Source organism: Streptomyces rhizosphaerihabitans (assembly GCF_025399795.1).
GTDB lineage: Bacteria > Actinomycetota > Actinomycetes > Streptomycetales > Streptomycetaceae > Streptomyces > Streptomyces rhizosphaerihabitans.
Map to the genome: position 1 here is coordinate 1 of NZ_JAODTZ010000026.1, position 15,770 is coordinate 15,770.

Genomic DNA, 15,770 nt, shown 5'->3' on the forward strand with positions numbered 1-15,770 from the left:
GTCATCACCCGTCTTCACCTGTCCCGTGCTGACTTGGTGCTGACTACGCTCCGTTGAACTCGGACATCTGGGGTTGATCGGCTCAGAGTCGTTGCGTGGTAGGTGACCGGGCTGAGAGACCGAGCCCGGCCTTGCCGCTCAGCCGCCGTGGGCATGGGCAAGGTGCTGCACCTGGGCACGGTGCGCGTTCGTCCCGGCAGATTCTTCGTCTGCTGGTGGTACACGCTCACCATCACCTCTGGCCTGCGGTAAAGGGTGGAATCGTCTGCTGCTGGGCCGAGTTGGTCCGCACCTGGTCCGGATCTTGGTCCGTGATCTGTGGTGTTGGCGTGCGAGTCCTGCGGTACGACATGGCACAGGTCGTAACGACCGTCCAGGGGCGTCCAGCTGATCCAGGACAAGCGCGTAATGCCAGTTCAGAGCCTCACAGTCCGGGGGAGTCCGCACAGTTGGTGAGACGGTTGTGATAGCGCGTGAGACGACGAGGCCCCGCCGGGATGCTCCGGCGGGGCTTGTGTGCGCAGTGGGCCACGACGGGGTGCAGTGTCCGGTGGGGCACCGTTGTACTCCGGTTCTCCGCTCTTGAGTATGCGGAACAAAAAGGCGGTGAGGACACGCCCCTGCCGGGCCGTCCTGGCCGCCCTCGACGATGCCGGGATCGCCCCGGGCGAGGTCGACGCCCTCGCCTCCTACGCCATGGAGGAGACCGACGAGGTCGAGCTGGCCAAGGCCGTCGGCTTCGGCGACCTGACCTTCTTCAGCAAGGTCGGCTTCGGCGGCGGCTCCTGCGCCACCGCGCGCACCTGGCCGCCGCCATCGCCGCCGGCCAGGCCACCGTCGGCGTTGCCTGGCGGTCGCGGAAGCGGGGCAGCGGGCCCCGCCCGTGGACCAACACGGCCGTCCAGCTCCCCACCCCGGCCCAGTGGACCCGCCCGTTCGGCCTGCTGCGCCCCGCCGACGAGATAGCCATGCTCGCCCGCCGCCACATGCACGAGTACGGCACGACCGGCGACCACCTCTTCAACGTCGCCCTCGCCTGCCGCAACCGGGCCAACCAGAACCCGGCGGCGATCATGTACGACCGCCCGCTGACCCGCGAGATGTACATGACCGCCCGGTGGATCAGCGAGCCCCTCTGCCTCTACGACAACTGCCTGGAGACGGACGGGGCGCTGGCCTGCGTGATCGTGTCGGCGGAGCGGGCGCGCGACTGCCGCCGGGCCCCCGTCTACGTCCACTCCGCCGCCCAGGGCCTGCCCGCCCAGCACCACGGCGTGGTCAACTACTGGAACGAGGACCCGCTCACCGGCCCCGCCTGGGCGGCGGCCCGACACCTGTGGAAACACGCCGACTTCACCCCGCACGACATCGACGTGGCCCAGATCTACGACGCCTTCACCCCCTCGTCCCGCTCTCCCTGGAGGGCTACGGCTTCTGCGGCCGCGGCGAGGGCGGCGCCTTCACCGAGGGCGGCGCCCTGGAGACCGGCGGACGGCTGCCCCTCAACACCGGCGGGGGCGGCCTCAGCGAGGCCTACGTCCACGGGTTCAACCTGATCAACGAGGGCGTGAAGCAACTGCGCGGGACGAGCACCGCCCAGGTCCCCGGCGCCGCCACCTGCCTGGTCACGGCAGGCGAGGGCGTCCCGACCTCCGCCCTCCTCCTGAGGAGCTGACCAAGGAACCGGCCGAGGAACCAAACCCACGAATCGAACCGCCGAACGGAACCGACGAACCGACGCAGAATCCGAGGGAGTTGAATCCGCGACGCTGACCCCCGTGCCCGACGCCGACGGCGCCCCCTTCTGGCGGTACGCGGCCCAGGGCGAGCTCCGCGTCCAGGCCTGCGCCGACTGCGGCGAACCCCGCTTCCCGCCCCGCCCCTGCTGCCCGCACTGCCGGTCCTTCGCGACCGAGTGGCGTCCGACCTCCCGCCGCGGCCGCATCTGGTCCTACGTGGTCCCGCACCCGCCCCTCCTGCCGGAGTACGCGGCACAGGCCCCGTACAACGTGATCCTCGTCGAGCTGGCCGAAGCGCCCCGGATACGGATGGTGGGCAACCTGGTGACCGAGGCGGGCGCCCCCTCGACTCGCTCTCCCCCGACCGCGTCCGCATCGGCGCCCGGGTCCAGGCCGTCTTCGACGCCGCCGGTCTCCCCCAGTGGATCCTGGAGCGCCCATGACCGTACGACTCGCCGCGGACAAGGACACCGGGGTGGCGGTGGTCACCGTCGACCGCCCGACGAGACTCAACGCGATCGACTTGCCGACGGTCGGCGAACTCAACGCACTCTGGCTGGAGTTGCGCTTCGACGACACGGTCCGCGCGATCGTCCTCACCGGAGCCGGCGGTCGGGCCTTCTCCACCCGCCTGGACTGCGACGCGGTGGTCCCCCAGCCCGACTCGCCCTATATGCAGGACGACCCGCTGCTCACCGTCGGCCCCAAGGCGAACGACCTGTGGAAGCCGGTCGTCGCCGCCGTGGAGGGGATGGCCTGCGGAGGGGCCTTCTACCTGCTCGGGGAGTCCGAGTTCGTCGTCGCCGGCGCCGACGCCGAGTTCTTCGACCCCCACACCACGTACGGCATGGTCAGCGCGTACGAGTCGGTGCTCCTGGCCCAGCGGATGCCGTACGGCGAGGTCGCCCGCATGATGCTCATGGGCACGGCGGAACGGATCTCCGCCGGCGCGCGTACGAGATCGGCCTGGTCAGCGAACTCACCGAGCCGGGCGGCGCGTTGGCCGCCGCGACAGCCTGCGCGGCCGTCATCGCCGGCTACCCGCCCACCGGCGTCCAGGGCACGGTCCGGGCCCTGTGGGCGGCGAACGAGGCGGCACGCGGGGCGGGCTGGGCCCAGGCACCGCATCTCATCGCGCTGGGGAACCTGCCGGGCGAGGAGCAGGCGGCGCTGTTCGCGGCACGGCCGACGTCCCGACCCCGGATTCGGTGAGCCGCTGCACCGTGCCGGGACCGGGATCCTCCAGGCCCTCCGGTCAGTCGATCTGCGGGGAGCCGCCCAGGTTCCAGGTGTACGCGCCCTCGCCGTCGCGGTCGATGTCGTACGTGACGGTCCCGTCGGCGCTCCAGGTGAGCGCTCTGCTGTGGCTGTACCACTTCGGGCAGAAGCCGCTCCCATCGCCTGACGTGTTGATGTCGTACCTCACGTCGCAGACACGCGACGCCTGGATGATGTCGCCGATGTCGGGGTCGTGCTGTTCGACCCGCACCTGGAGGTCGAACCGGTCGAACTTCCGGTTGTCGTCGAGATCCGTGCCACCGCTTCCCGACCACTTGTAGTAGGCGGTGGCCTCGTACCCGCCCTCCGAGTAGTGCTCGATGCACAGTTTGATCGAGACTTCCACGTTGCTCCCAGGTGTGGGGAAGGTCTTGTCCTGGTAGCTGGTGCAGGCGTAGTCCTCCGCGTAGGCGGGACCGACCGTCAACGCGCTCATACCTCCGAAAGCGAGCAGAAACGCGGCCGCCGCTGTTGCCGTACGCCGGACCTTGACCATCATGCGCATACCTTTCCGTGGTGCCTCTGTGGTGCGTCATCTTCTGCTGACGCGCAGCGCCCTCGGCCCGTATCCCCCGCACGGGCCGAAGGGCGCGCAGATCCAGCCTCTCGGATCGTCCGGGCATGTGGGAGGGGTCCAACTGGCCCCTGGCTCACGCCCTTTCGCTGTGAGTCCGCCCTCGGTCCCGTTCCGCACAGGTGGCCTGTCTAGGATTCCGGCCAGGTGAATCCGGCCAGGAGAGGCTATGAACAGACGCACCGAACTCCGCTCCTTCCTCCAGTCCAGACGCGCCCGGCTGAGCCCGTCCGAGGTGGGCGTGCCGACGTTCGGAGGGGTGCGCCGGGTGCCGGGGCTACGGCGCGAGGAACTGGCACAGCTGGCCGGGATCGGGATCGACTACTACATACGGCTGGAACAGGGGCGCAACGACAAGGTCTCCGCCTCTGTGCTCGACGCGGTCGCCCGCGCACTGCGGCTGGACGAGTTGGAGCGGGTCCATCTGCACAACCTCGCCCACCCCGACCGGAGCCGGCCACTCGCCGCCGAGCGGGTCTCGGAGGGTACCCAGTGGCTGCTGGACAACATGCCGGACACCGCCGTGTTCGCCCTGGGGCGACGGACTCAGGTGTTGGCGTGGAACTGCCCCGCCTCGAAGATCTTCCTCGATTTCGCCCCCGTGCCGGAGCGCAACCTGGCCCTTCTCGTGTACGGGCAGCCCGCCATCCGGAAACTGGTGCTCGACTGGCCGGTCATGGCACGGCACGTCGTCGCCTGGCTGCGTCTGGAAGTGGGCCGCCATCCCGAGGACGAGGAGACCAACGCGTTCATCGCGGAACTGGCGGCGACAGACTCCGACTTCCGGCGGCTGTGGCGCGAACAGGACGTCGTCGACCCCATGCACGGCGCCTACCGCCTCCAGCACCCCCTGCTCGGTCCTCTCACCGCCACCTTCCGCACGCTGCTCCTTCCTGAGGACCCGGACCAGATGCTCATCGTCTATGCCATCGAGCCGGATCCGTCCGGCGCGGAGGGAGGGGAAGCCGACAGTGGCATCTGGTGCACGTCACCGGATCACGGGCCGGTCCTGCCGGGGTGCTGCCCCACCCACGACATCGCCGCCTTCATCGTGCGGGGGCGGGCGTCGGCTCGCGTCACGTCCGGGTGAGGCGTGGTCCGTCCGGACCGACGTGCAGCACCGGGGCCGGACCCCCTCCCGTCGGCGGGCTGTTTGCGGGGCCAGAGCGGCCTCGGTGATTTCGGCAGGCTCGGCGGCCCCTCCGGATCCGGGGCCGCCGGAGAAGCCGCTGCTTTCGCCCGTACGCCGCCCCACCTCACCAGCGGGCCCAACTCTCCCCCTTCCTGAGCCGTGAGCCCTCCGTCATGGCGACGCGGAGGAGTGGAGAAGGCGGGGTTGGTCTACTGCCAGCCGTGTTCTGTGAGAGGGCTGTCGTCGCCGAGGTAGCCGCGTAGAACGACTGCCGGGTACTCGATGATGTCGTCGGGCAGGTCATGCACGGTGAACCACTCAACGGCGAGGCATTTCTCGGGCTCCTTGTTGACGGGCTGCCCCTCCCATTCGGTGGCCTCGAAGAAGAAGCCGATCCGCTCCACCTGCGTGTCCTGCCGATGGTGCACGGTGTGAACCATGCGCAGGTGAGCCGGGTCGACGGTGACGCCGGTCTCCTCGTACAACTCCCGGGCGGCACCGTCGGGAAGAGGCCAGGAGCAGCAGGGGCAGAAGCAGCGGGTAGAGGCTGGCGATGACCACGGCGGCGGCGATCAGGGTGGCCAGGGAGGCGATGTAGTTCTGGGACTGGCCGATCATGTCCCGGCTTGCGTCGACGCCGCGCTCGGCGGCGTCGAACCGGTCGTTGAAGCCGGGGTGGTCGTAGGCGGCCTGTTCCGCGTTGGTCGCCGCTTCCAGCATCTTGTACTCCGCCTCGCGGGAGACGCGCGGGGAGAGCCGGGTGGACAGGGCCTGGATGGCGATGCCGAGCAGGGACCGCAGTGCGGCCGTCGCGGCCAGTACGGTCACGGCCGAGATCGCTGCGGGCAGCCGGCTCGTGTCGTGCGCCGTCTCGATCAGCACGGAGAGTGCTTCGGTGGTCGCGAACAGGCCGAGCGCCCCGGCGGGCCGTCGCCTGCGCTTCGTGCGCCGCGCACTGGTCCCGCCGCGAGCGTCGTCGCCCGCGCGGAGCACTACGGGCTGACACTTCGCCCTCAACGTCTGCCGCTGGCACGGGGAAAAAGTCCTGCGCCGCAAGCGCAGATGATGGAGTCATGGGGGCCCTCGTCACCTCATCGGTTCCCCGAGGTGGACACTCGTCCGGCTCTCTGGACACACGTCACCGCATCCGCAACCTCGACGAGCCGCTGCGGGGTAGGTGGCGCCGACCCTGCCGCAGTTGGGGCGCGTTCCTGCGAGGGGACTGGCGCCGACGTTGATCCTGATACCCCGTCCTTCTGTCGCTGGCTATTTGGTCCGCAGCATGAGGGCAAAACGTGTGTTGTCGCCGTAGACCCCGGTCTCATCGCCGCGGATCCCGTACCGCTTCTGAAACAGGGTCACTGCCGCTCGGACCTCCGCGTCGTAGCGGCCGTCGATCGGCCCACCGTCGTAGATGCCGGGTATCTGCAGGAGACGTACCTGCAACTCGTAGACGCCATGGCCGCTGTCGTCTTGGCGCAGGACGCCCGTGCCCGGGATTTCAGGGAGCGGCGGGTCTGGTGTGCCGTGCGGCGGGCGGTTCGACTGCCCTTCAGTCGGGAGGGAGGGGTCCTTCGGCGCGGGAGTCGTCGGCAGTGGGGATTCCATGTGCCGGGGAGGCGAAGAGGAGGTCGCGGGGTCGGCGTTGTGGTAGGTCAGCAGCCAAGTGGCGAGGATCAATCCGCTCGCCGCGCCCAGCCCGAAGATTCCGGTGATTCGCAGGTCCCTGCGGCTGGTGAATCGCCGCCGTCTGCCGCCGGTCTTCCTCCCGTGTGCGCGGGCGGATGGCGCAGATCCCCTTAAGGGCGCCGTGTCGAGCTGGTCGAACGGGACGGCAGGACAGTGGGGGACGTCCGACCAAGCGGTGCCCGGCCGAGGGCTCCTACTCGACGCGCTTTCCTGCCAGGGAGCCGGAGTTGGGAGAGCCACGGCTGGTGCGACAGCCTCCGGGTCCGGTCCACCGGCCGTCGGCGGCTTTCCCATCGACGGGGGCGGGACGGCCTCCAGCCCTCTGGGCAGCCCCGGCGGCTCCGCCATTACAGCCTGCGGGGTGTCCTGGCGCAGGCCGCCAGTCGGCAGCGATTCATTGGCAGTTGGGCGGTGGAGCCCGGGACGCTCTGGTGGCGTGCCAGACGACACACGTCTGACTGGCAGTGCCCGGCCGGATGCGGAGGAAGCCGGGGTCGACGGGGACGAGGGCGGCTGGGGAAAGGGGGCATCCCCGGTCGGGTGACCGTGCCGGCTCTGGAGCTGAGACGGGCCCTCGACGTGTTCCTGGTTCTCGTCGCGCAGGAGGTCGGCGCGTGCGGCATCCAAAGCGTCCAGCACGGCTTGGAAGGAGTCTCTGATCCCTTGCGCGATGTCAGGGTCCGAGCCGGGAGTCCGCTCAGGGCTGGCGTCGTGGCGACCCACCGAGTCCTCCTCAGTTCGTCTTGTTTCTGACGGCCCATTTCTTTCATCAGCGGCGGTCAGGTACCAGGTGTAGGGTCGTGATCACTGCGAGGGCCTCTGCGCAGGGCGCCCCGGTGGCGGGTTTCCCTCTTCTTCTCAGGGAGGCAATACGTAGGCCGCGCGGCTTTGTTTTCATCCTGCGGCCGGTATGTAACCCACGCCTCATCCAGAGCCCGGGCGGTGGTACAGCCGCACATCTCGTTCTACAGAGCCCCGAATTCGCCGAACTGTGGATCGATCACCGCGTCCGCGTCCGTGCCTGTGACACGCCATGCTGGAATTGCACGACCCTTGGATCGGCCGGGTGACCATCACCCAAAGATGCTCGACCCCTCACATTCACCGGATCACGCCCTCGTTGTGGCCACGACCGCACCGGGAACCGCCTCAGACGCTGCGCTCACCCTGCTTGCTCATGCCACCACCGGCTCTCACGGCCAGTGAGGTGCCAGCACATCACATACCGCGACACATACCTGGCCCGGTGAGGCCGCCGCAGTGGACCTGGAACCGGACGGCGAACAGAAGCGTCTCGGCCATCCGGCAGGGATGACGAGGCAGACGTGGTCAACACGCCGTCTCCCGGCCGTATCGGGAGGGACGTGGGCGACAGACAGCCGATCGACGGCGCACCGGAAGAAGGGGCAACCGTGGCAGTGCCTCGGGGCTGCCCTTCGAACTGTCCCTGATCGTCACCGGCACAACGTCAACGAGGCCGCCGTCATGCGACGCCTGGCCGAGCGCTACGGGTGCGCGCTTCAGGGTCCAGACGATGTCAACTGCCTGCGCACTAGGGCGGCCGACGGCGGGCGACCGAAGCCGAAGGAGCGCCTCTGGCCGGCCAAACCGCTGGGGCGGGCGACGGCGGGGCTACAGGGCGGCGATGACATCGGCAGAGGCCATCGGCAGCGAGAACATCGAGAAGTTGTAGGCGATGGCGTTGTCCTGCTTCTCCTACGAGGTGGCGGCGACGCAGTCGGTCAGAGTGATCACCCGGAAGCCGTGCTCGTAACCGGTGCGCATGGTCGACTCCACCTTCAGCGCGGCTTCCCAGTGAGGGGGCAGGTCTTGAGAAGGACGGTCCATCGCACCGTCGCGCTTCTGGCCACGGTGCGCGGTTTCATTCTGTACCTCACGGACGCATCCACCGCGGCTGCCGCAGCACGGCCGGCAGGGATTCTCGCCACGCTGGTGAACAAGACCGGCACCACCATCACCGTCACTTCCGGGGTGGGGCGGGGCAACAGCATCACCGTTGGGCAGACCGGCAACAGCATCAGGGACACCGTCGCACCGTCCGGCGACTGCACTCCAAGGGACCCGGCAACGACACCATTTCCAGACTGGCCGCCAACTACACCATCAACGGCAATGCCGGCAACGACACCCTCGACGGCGGCCTCGGCTTCGACACCTGCAACCGTGACACAGGGGACCCGGCCGTCAACTGCCCCTGAACAATTGCCCCTCGACCGGCACCGCTGGATGGCCGGAAGGTGCCGGGCCGTGCGGCTGCGCGGTCCGACCCCCTGACCCGGGTGCTCACAACCTGGCCGCGTGCTGCGTGATCAGGGTGGTGTTCCGCAGCGTCGACGCTGATGCGACCGCTGTCGCCGCGTCGGCCCCGGCAGTCTGGCGCACCTCACCTCCATGCCGGTAAGTGCTCAATTCTGGTTTCCCTCCCGCGGTCTGGCAGGTCTCGAAGGTGGGAGCAGACTCGGCGGCCGCCGAGACGACCGGCTGTGGTCGCAGTGCGGTTGCTGCTGCCCGTGGGACTCCTCAGCCTGACCACCTTGCCCCAGGACATCGCAGGAGCGAAGAAATTGCGCCCAGGGGACGTCGAGCCGTGGGAAGTGAGCAGCACTCGGCCCGGATCGAGCCGCAACCGTTCGGCTCGTAGCGCCGAGGCTGCCGCGCCGTCCCGGTCATCAACGTCCCTTCCAGCAGAGTTACATACCCCACTTTTCAGCCTGCGGGTGAGCACTCATTCGATGCACCCCGTTGACCCCAGTAACCGGTGACCCACCTCTAGACCGGTAAGTGAGGTTCGTACATGTCAAAGATTGGTCCGAAACAAACCAAGCGGCGTCTCCCCACCGCTGACTGCTACCCGGGTTGGGTGCACCTTCGCTCCCGTCAACTCAAGGACTGAGGACGGTCGCTTCATGGACTACTGCATCCCGTGCAGCCGCACGCTCAACGGCGCCGTTACCTGCCCAGAGTGTGGGGCATACGACCCCGGCACGGCACAGCTGAGCGATCGGAGAGGCGGTGCTCCGGCCGTCGAGACCGCGATGCCGGAGGTCCGCTTGAGTCGGGGACCGAGCTCCTCCGGGTCGCCCCTTCCCGGGTCACCGACTGCCTCGCAGGACCTGTCGGCTGACCGGTACGACCGTCCGGCGCGGCTGAAGAAGTATGCCGTCCGGTCTCTTGCCGCAGCCGCCTTCACCCTCCTCGGAGGCCTGGCTACCGCATCGGTGTTTCCCCAGTCGACGGCCCCACGAGCAGCCTCGATCCCGGAACAGCCGTCCCCCGAAGAGCCCGGGGTCCGCGTTCCCGATTCACAGGCTTCACCGGAGCGTGTGACCACGCACCCGGCCCGAAAGGGCGTCCGGGACCCAAACGGTGACGGGATCCGGCGTCCTCTGCCAACGGCGACTCGCAGCACGTCACCGGTCTCTCGGCCTCCCGCCACCACCAGTGCGCCGCCACCAGTGAAGGCGAAGCCGACCCCCCGAGCCTCCAGCGGCCGCCGCCCCAGCTCGCCCTCACAGACGGCAACCCCTTCCGCGAGGCCCTCCGCCAGTTCCTCCGCCAGTCCTTCCGTCAGTCCTTCCGGCAGCATCAGCGCCTCTTCTACCAGTTAGTGGCTCACCGAGCAGCAAAGGGGAAGCCGGTGGCTGAAACACTGGCAGGGCTCCCCAGCACAGAACCCTCCACCTGGTCCGCGCACGGCATCCGCCTGATCGGCAGCGGGCTCGCCAGCGCCAACAGAGGCCACAGCTGCGCACCCGTCTGCCGTCAACGACGTGCGGCACGTGGACTGTGACCAGGAGTTCAACGGTGGCGATGGCGTCACCCTCACCGGCCCGGGCACTGGCGACGAGGACGCGAACATCGGCAATTCTGAACGGTGATCGGTTGCCCCGGTGCGCCGTGAAGAGGTGGGTCTCGCGCTTCCAGTGGTCATGGGGTTGCGGCGGCCGCCCCAACGCGCGGCACACCAGGTTGGCAGGGGGCGGCTTGGTGGCAGGTGGTGCAGACACCGGTCCAGCACCTCGGAACGTCCCCGGAGGGTGTCGAGGACTTGGTAGAGGGTGAGACCGGTCCGGGTGCTTTTGGGGCGAGGCGCTGTTCGGTGAGGAAGACGCGGGCGGCGGTCACGAGGGTGACGTGGTGGTGCCGGCCGGCCAGGATCGGCTTTCGAAGTGGTCCGGGCCCAGGCCGTGTTGAGTTCGCGGTAGTCGTGCTCGATGCGCCAGCGGACCTTGGCTGGACAGACCAGGTAGTGACTGGACTGCTTGTGGGAGCCGTTCATTTCTGTCCGTCGTCCCTCTGATCCGCATCCCACGCACTGGGCGCCGACGAGTAGCCGGCACCGACGATTCGGTGCTGGGAACGTGCGATCGCCCACAGTTATGTTGTGCACAATTAAATTGCGTACTAGCGTCTGTGTGCAGTACACCACGAGAGGGAGGCGGCACAATGAATCCTGTTCGCTACGAGGACTACCGGCCCATCGAACGCCCTTCCTACCAGGAGGAGATGGAAGCAGTCATCGCTCAGGTGGCGCGTCGTACTCGCGCCTCGGTCGAGCGCGAGACCGTCGGCCGCGCTGTCCGCACGGCCCACGGCAAGACCTACGGCCTCCTCAAGGCCACGGTCACGGTTGGTGACAATCCTGGCTTCTACCGGCAGGGAATCTTCGAACGGCCGACCGCGTACGACGCCGTCGTCCGCTACTCGAACGGCTTGGGTCACGACCGCCCCGACCACCAGCTGGGCGCGGCTTGCGGAATGGGCATCAAGCTGTTCGGAGTTGCCGGCCCCTCGCTGCTGGACGACGAACGAGACAGCGGCACCTTCGACCTCAACCTGATCAACAACGATGTCTTCTTCGCGAACACGGCCTACGACTACATGGTGATCGAGGATTTGTTCGCCGAATTGCCCGAGGCCCTCGTGGACCCAGCCCGCCGCAAGACCTGGATGGCGGAGTTCCTGACCCGCCGGCTGACGCTCACCGATCCCGACAGCTGGCTGTGGGACGAACTGCTCGCCATGCTGTCGTTCACCGGTGTCCCGCGCAGGAACCTGCTGTCGTACAGCTACAACAGCATGGGCGCCTTCCGGTACGGCGAACACATCGCCAAGATCCGTACCGTGCCGACCGCCGTGTCCCTGGCCTCCATCACGCAGCAGATCGTGGACGTGCGCGCGGACAATGAGGCATTCCGCCGCACCCTGGTGGCCGAGGCCGCGGAGCGAGACCACTCCTTCGAGCTCCAGGTCCAGCTCAACACCGATCTGGCCCGTATGCCGGTGGACAACACGTCCGTCAAGTGGCCCGATGACCTGTCCCCCTGGGTGACGGTCGCCCGGGTGGATCTCCCGCGCCAGGCTATCGGCGGGTACGACAACCTGGCGGCCGCCGACGCCACGTCGATCACGCCGTGGCGTTCACGCGAGGACCACCGGCCCATCGGCGAGATTCAGCGGGTGCGGCAGGAGGTGTACCGGCGCTCGTCCATCGAACGGCACCGCGTCAACGGGCAAGAGCGGCGCGAACCGGCCGGCAGCGCTGAGCTGCTGGGCTGAGCTGTCGAGGTGGCGGCCGGCCCGGTACCAGTTCAGAGCCGCGGTCAGAGCGCCCGGCTGGGGTAGGTGACGCACTTAGGCCTCGGCACTGTCCTGCGGGATCTTTCCGGCGTAGAGGTCGCGAAGCTCTTGGGCGTCGTGGGCGAGCAGGCGCTCTTCGGTCGTGGGTGTTTCGCGCCAGTCGATCATGTAGTGCGAGCGTTTGCGCTGATCCTGGTAGGTGCGCAGGGTGGTGGTCAGAGCGCCGGGGTGCGGGGTCGAGGCAACCGGCAGGGTGCGTACGCGGCCGGGGTGGGAGTGAGCGGTCCACCAAGCCGCCGCGCCTCCCCGGTCATGGCCGACCAGGTCGAACGCCGCCCAGCCCAGTTCCTCGGTGATCGCGACCACATCGTTGACGAGAAGGCTGATGCGATAGTCCTCGGGTCGCTGGGGCCGGGCGCCGGGGGGAATACCCACGCTGGTCGGGTGCCACCACCCGGTAGCCGCGCGCGGCCGAAGCCGCGATCTGTCGTTGCCGAACCAGCCCCGTCTGCGGGAAGCCGTGCAGCAGCACTGGGCGGCCTCCGGGCGGACCCGCCACGATCGCGTCGAACACGCCCGTACTCGGGGAGAGGCTCAGGCGGGCCGGATCCGCCTCTTCATACCGACTGGTCGGTAGCCTCAGATGGGGAGGGTGGCTGTCAAGACCTGGCCACCGTTGAACATGACGCCGAATTCAACTATAACGATCGGAAGGCCGACTCCCTGTCGCTGCTGCGGCCATGACTCACGTCAAAGGCCGCTCGAGGAGACGGTCAATGAGCCATCTCCGCAAGACAGTTGGCTTTCGGCGCCCCCTGCCGGCGCTCGGAATCCCAGCCCCGAAGCTCCCGGACGAACCGGACCAAAAGGAAACAGTGAGGCGACATGAGGGAAGCAGTCATCGTTTCGACGGCACGGACGCCGATCGGAAAGGCCTACCGCGGCGCGTTCAACGACACCCAGGCGCAGGAGCTTGCCGCTCATGCCCTTTCACACGCGGTGCGACGCGCCGGGCTCGAGGGAGGCGAGGTCGAGGATGTGATCTTCGGTTGCGCGGTGCAGCAGGGGTCCTCGGGTTTCAATGTCGCGCGTCAAGCTGCTCTCCGTGCCGGACTTCCGGACGTCGTGTCGGGGATGACGATCGACCGGCAGTGCTCGTCGGGCCTGATGGCCGTGGCGACGGCCGCCAAGCAGATTGTCACGGACGGCATGCAGGTCGCAGTCGGCGGCGGCGTCGAGTCGATCTCCCTGGTGCAGAACGACCACATGAACACCCATCGCATGACAGATCCCTGGCTGGTCGAGCACAAGCCGAGCATCTACATGCCGATGTTGCAGACGGCGGAGATCGTCGCCGAACGCTACGGCGTGAGCCGGGAACGTCAGGACGAGTTCGCGCTGGTGTCGCAGCAGCGCACCGCGGCGGCGCAGGAGGCCGGCCGGTTCGACCGGGAGATCGTCGCGCTCACCAGCACCAAGAAGGTTCTCGACAAGCAGTCGGGGGAGGTGCGGGACGAGGAGTTCAGCCTGGCCCGGGACGAGGGCAACCGGGAGTCGACGACACTCGAAGGCCTGGCCGGGTTGGCCCCGGTGCTGCCCGACGGTCGGGTGAGCGCGCGCTCCAGTGTGACGGCGGGCAACTCCTCGCAGTTGTCGGACGGGGCTTCGGTGTCGGTGCTGATGGAGTCGAGGGAGGCCGAACGCCGCGGACTGGAACCGCTCGGTGTCTACCGGGGTATGACCGTTGCCGGATGCGGGCCGGACGAGATGGGCATCGGCCCGGTGTTCGCCATTCCGAAACTGCTGAAGCAGCACAACCTCACCATCGACGACATCGGTCTGTGGGAACTCAACGAGGCGTTCGCCTCCCAGGCGTTGTACTGCCGGGACGAGCTGCACATCGATCCGGAGCGGTTCAACGTCGATGGCGGCGCCATCTCGGTCGGTCATCCGTACGGAATGACCGGTGCCCGGCTGGTGGGGCATGCCCTCGTCGAGGGGAAGCGCCGGGGTGTTCGGTATGTGGTGATCTCGATGTGTGTCGGCGGCGGAATGGGTGCAGCCGGACTGTTCGAGGTCGTCTGAGGTCCCCATCCCTGCTGGAGAACGTGGCTGCCGTCCGATTGCGCGGCAGCAGGCCGATCGTGAGGAGAGACGTGGATACCGTGTCGAAGTCGGCGGCAAAACCCCGAACCGCGGTCCTGGTGGACTTCGGTGGGGTCATCACCTCCAGTGTGCTGCAGGCTTTCACCGCCTTCGGCGCCTCGCTGGGCGGCGACCCGCGCCTGCCGCTCGATCTCCTCGCCCGGGACCAGCGATCACGCACCCTCCTGGCCGATCACGAGTGCGGCCGTCTCGACGCCGGGGGCTTCGAGCGGGGATTCGCCGAACGCCTCCGCGTCCACGGCGCAGACGTACCGGCCGAGGGGCTCACGGCCCGGATGCAGGCGGGCATGTCGATCGACCAGGACATGCTCGCGCTGCTCGGTGATCTTCGAGCCGCCGGCCGTCCCGTTGCGCTCGTGTCCAATTCGTTCGGTACCAGAACCTACGACGGCGTCGACCTCTCCGCTGTTGCCGATGCGGTCGTGATCTCCGCGGAGGTCGGGATCCGCAAGCCCTCCCGGCGGATCTACGCGATCGCATGTGAACGCCTGGGCATCGACCCCGAAGAGGCAGTCATGATCGACGATCTGCAGCAGAACCTCGACGGAGCGGCACGGATCGGAATCGGGGGCGTACTGCACACCGCCGCCGCCGACACTCGCCGCCAACTCGCCGAACGCTTCGGGATCACCGCCTGATCGCTGATTCGGCGAGGGTGAGACCCGCACGGCCACCGGCTCGCATCCTCGGCAGGCGCCGCCCACGATCAGCGATTTCGATCCTGTGCGCCCCCATGGGCTGTCACTGTCGACACCATTGCGCTGCGCGGCGCCAGGGATCAGTCTCGCGTTTGTGACTATGGCGTCGGATTCAAGTACCGTTTCCGGAATGGACACGACTGGGCCCGAGGAGATCGACGGCGAGTACGCACCTCCCGTGGCGCCCCTCTCGAACCTTCGCGAGCCGCCTACGACGAAGCGCGGAGCGCGGACACGGGCCGCATTGGTGAAGGCCGCGCGGAAGGTGTTCGAACGGGACGGCTACCTCGACACTCGCCTGACCGACATCACCAAAGAAGCTCAATGTGCGGCGGGATCCTTTTACACCTACTTCGCCAACAAGGAGGAGGTCCTCGCCGCCGTCCTCCTGGAGGCGCAGGAGGACATGATGCACCCCGGCATGGGCCGGGTGCAGGGTACCGACGATCCCTATGCGGTGCTCGAGGCGAGCAACCGCGCGTATCTCGAGGCATACAAGCGGAATGCGAAGCTGATGGCCCTCCTTGAGCAGGTCGCACAAGTGGAGCCGGAGTTCCGCGAGTTCCGGAGCCGGCGCGCTGACGCGTTCATCTGCCGCAATGCCCGCGGCATCGCCGACCTGCAGGCGCGGGATGTCGCGGACCGTGGGGTCGATCCGATGATGGCCTCCCGTGCCCTGTCGGGCATGGTCAGCGTCCTGGCCTACAACGCCTTCGTGGTCGGCGAACGGCAAGAAGAAGGTGTACCGGTGGACTTCGAGGGGCTCGTGTCCACGGTCACCCGTCTCTGGGCGAACGCCCTTCGGTTCCCCGGCCACCGCTGACCCCGGCAGCCTGGACAGCCTGGCCCACCGCACCCGGTACTGCCGGGTGCTTCTCATTTCTCGGCTCCCT

Annotated in this window: 9 protein-coding genes and 5 pseudogenes; 8 read left to right on the forward strand and 6 right to left on the reverse strand. The window is 68.2% G+C overall.

What is annotated here, in order from left to right; genetic code table 11:
- Positions 1–609 precede the first annotated feature (609 nt).
- From N4G66_RS24615 to N4G66_RS24625, 3 pseudogenes are all read left to right on the forward strand, one after another.
- Positions 610–1,675, forward strand: a pseudogene (locus N4G66_RS24615) (thiolase C-terminal domain-containing protein); the annotation flags it as partial.
- Between the two features lie 94 nt (positions 1,676–1,769).
- Positions 1,770–2,182: pseudogene (locus N4G66_RS24620) on the forward strand (Zn-ribbon domain-containing OB-fold protein).
- Positions 2,179–2,951 (forward strand): annotated as a pseudogene (locus N4G66_RS24625) (enoyl-CoA hydratase/isomerase family protein). The pseudogenes N4G66_RS24620 and N4G66_RS24625 overlap by 4 nt, the downstream one beginning before the upstream one ends.
- Positions 2,952–2,994: 43 nt before the next feature.
- Here N4G66_RS24625 and N4G66_RS24630 read toward each other — a convergent pair.
- Entirely contained in the window at positions 2,995–3,516 is a 522-nt protein-coding gene (locus N4G66_RS24630; RefSeq protein ID WP_261706362.1) for a hypothetical protein, read from the reverse strand.
- A gap of 244 nt (positions 3,517–3,760) precedes the next feature.
- Here N4G66_RS24630 and N4G66_RS24635 point away from each other — a divergent pair, with 244 nt between their 5' ends.
- Positions 3,761–4,681 (forward strand): helix-turn-helix transcriptional regulator, encoded by a 921-nt coding sequence (locus N4G66_RS24635; RefSeq protein ID WP_261706363.1) that lies wholly within the window; start codon positions 3,761–3,763, stop codon positions 4,679–4,681.
- A 251-nt stretch (positions 4,682–4,932) separates the two neighbouring features.
- Here the strand turns inward: N4G66_RS24635 and N4G66_RS24640 are convergent.
- The 4 genes and pseudogenes from N4G66_RS24640 to N4G66_RS24655 form a co-directional block, all read right to left on the reverse strand.
- Positions 4,933–5,214 (reverse strand): annotated as a pseudogene (locus N4G66_RS24640) (NUDIX domain-containing protein); the annotation flags it as partial.
- A 775-nt stretch (positions 5,215–5,989) separates the two neighbouring features.
- Entirely contained in the window at positions 5,990–6,331 is a 342-nt protein-coding gene (locus N4G66_RS24645) for a peptidoglycan-binding domain-containing protein (RefSeq protein ID WP_261706364.1), read from the reverse strand.
- Positions 6,332–8,128: 1,797 nt separating this feature from the next.
- Positions 8,129–8,260 carry a hypothetical protein gene (locus N4G66_RS24650; protein WP_261706365.1) on the reverse strand — a complete coding sequence of 44 codons (132 nt, stop codon included), beginning with the start codon at positions 8,258–8,260 and terminating at the stop codon, positions 8,129–8,131.
- Positions 8,261–10,465: 2,205 nt separating this feature from the next.
- Positions 10,466–10,679: pseudogene (locus N4G66_RS24655) on the reverse strand (IS701 family transposase); the annotation flags it as partial.
- A 200-nt stretch (positions 10,680–10,879) separates the two neighbouring features.
- On the opposite strand from N4G66_RS24655, the gene N4G66_RS24660 reads away from it, so the two are divergent.
- Positions 10,880–11,992, forward strand: a complete 1,113-nt coding sequence (locus N4G66_RS24660; RefSeq protein ID WP_261706366.1) for a catalase family protein — start codon at positions 10,880–10,882, stop codon at positions 11,990–11,992.
- 75 nt (positions 11,993–12,067) lie between these two features.
- Here N4G66_RS24660 and N4G66_RS24665 read toward each other — a convergent pair whose 3' ends face one another.
- Positions 12,068–12,448 carry an alpha/beta fold hydrolase gene (locus N4G66_RS24665; protein ID WP_261706367.1) on the reverse strand — a complete coding sequence of 127 codons (381 nt, stop codon included), beginning with the start codon at positions 12,446–12,448 and terminating at the stop codon, positions 12,068–12,070.
- A gap of 450 nt (positions 12,449–12,898) precedes the next feature.
- Between N4G66_RS24665 and N4G66_RS24670 the strand changes: the two genes are divergently transcribed.
- The 3 genes from N4G66_RS24670 to N4G66_RS24680 all read left to right on the forward strand — a co-directional run bounded on the left by N4G66_RS24670 (position 12,899) and on the right by N4G66_RS24680 (position 15,700).
- A complete protein-coding gene (locus N4G66_RS24670) occupies positions 12,899–14,098 on the forward strand; it encodes an acetyl-CoA C-acyltransferase (protein WP_261706368.1) in 1,200 nt (399 codons plus the stop codon).
- A 71-nt stretch (positions 14,099–14,169) separates the two neighbouring features.
- Complete coding sequence (locus N4G66_RS24675) at positions 14,170–14,817, forward strand: HAD family hydrolase (protein WP_261706369.1); 648 nt, start codon at positions 14,170–14,172, stop codon at positions 14,815–14,817.
- 238 nt (positions 14,818–15,055) lie between these two features.
- Positions 15,056–15,700 carry a TetR/AcrR family transcriptional regulator gene (locus N4G66_RS24680; RefSeq protein ID WP_261706370.1) on the forward strand — a complete coding sequence of 215 codons (645 nt, stop codon included), beginning with the start codon at positions 15,056–15,058 and terminating at the stop codon, positions 15,698–15,700.
- Positions 15,701–15,770: the final 70 nt, after the last annotated feature.

Excerpts from the sequence above, each read along its gene's own strand:
- N4G66_RS24635 (WP_261706363.1), top strand. The coding sequence starts at position 3,761 with ATGAACAGACGCACCGAACTCCGCTCCTTCCTCCAGTCCAGACGCGCC.
- N4G66_RS24670 (WP_261706368.1), top strand. The coding sequence starts at position 12,899 with ATGAGGGAAGCAGTCATCGTTTCGACGGCACGGACGCCGATCGGAAAG.
- N4G66_RS24650 (WP_261706365.1), bottom strand. The coding sequence starts at position 8,260 with ATGGACCGTCCTTCTCAAGACCTGCCCCCTCACTGGGAAGCCGCGCTG.
- N4G66_RS24645 (WP_261706364.1), bottom strand. The coding sequence starts at position 6,331 with ATGGAATCCCCACTGCCGACGACTCCCGCGCCGAAGGACCCCTCCCTC.
- N4G66_RS24630 (WP_261706362.1), bottom strand. The coding sequence starts at position 3,516 with ATGATGGTCAAGGTCCGGCGTACGGCAACAGCGGCGGCCGCGTTTCTG.
- N4G66_RS24660 (WP_261706366.1), top strand. The coding sequence starts at position 10,880 with ATGAATCCTGTTCGCTACGAGGACTACCGGCCCATCGAACGCCCTTCC.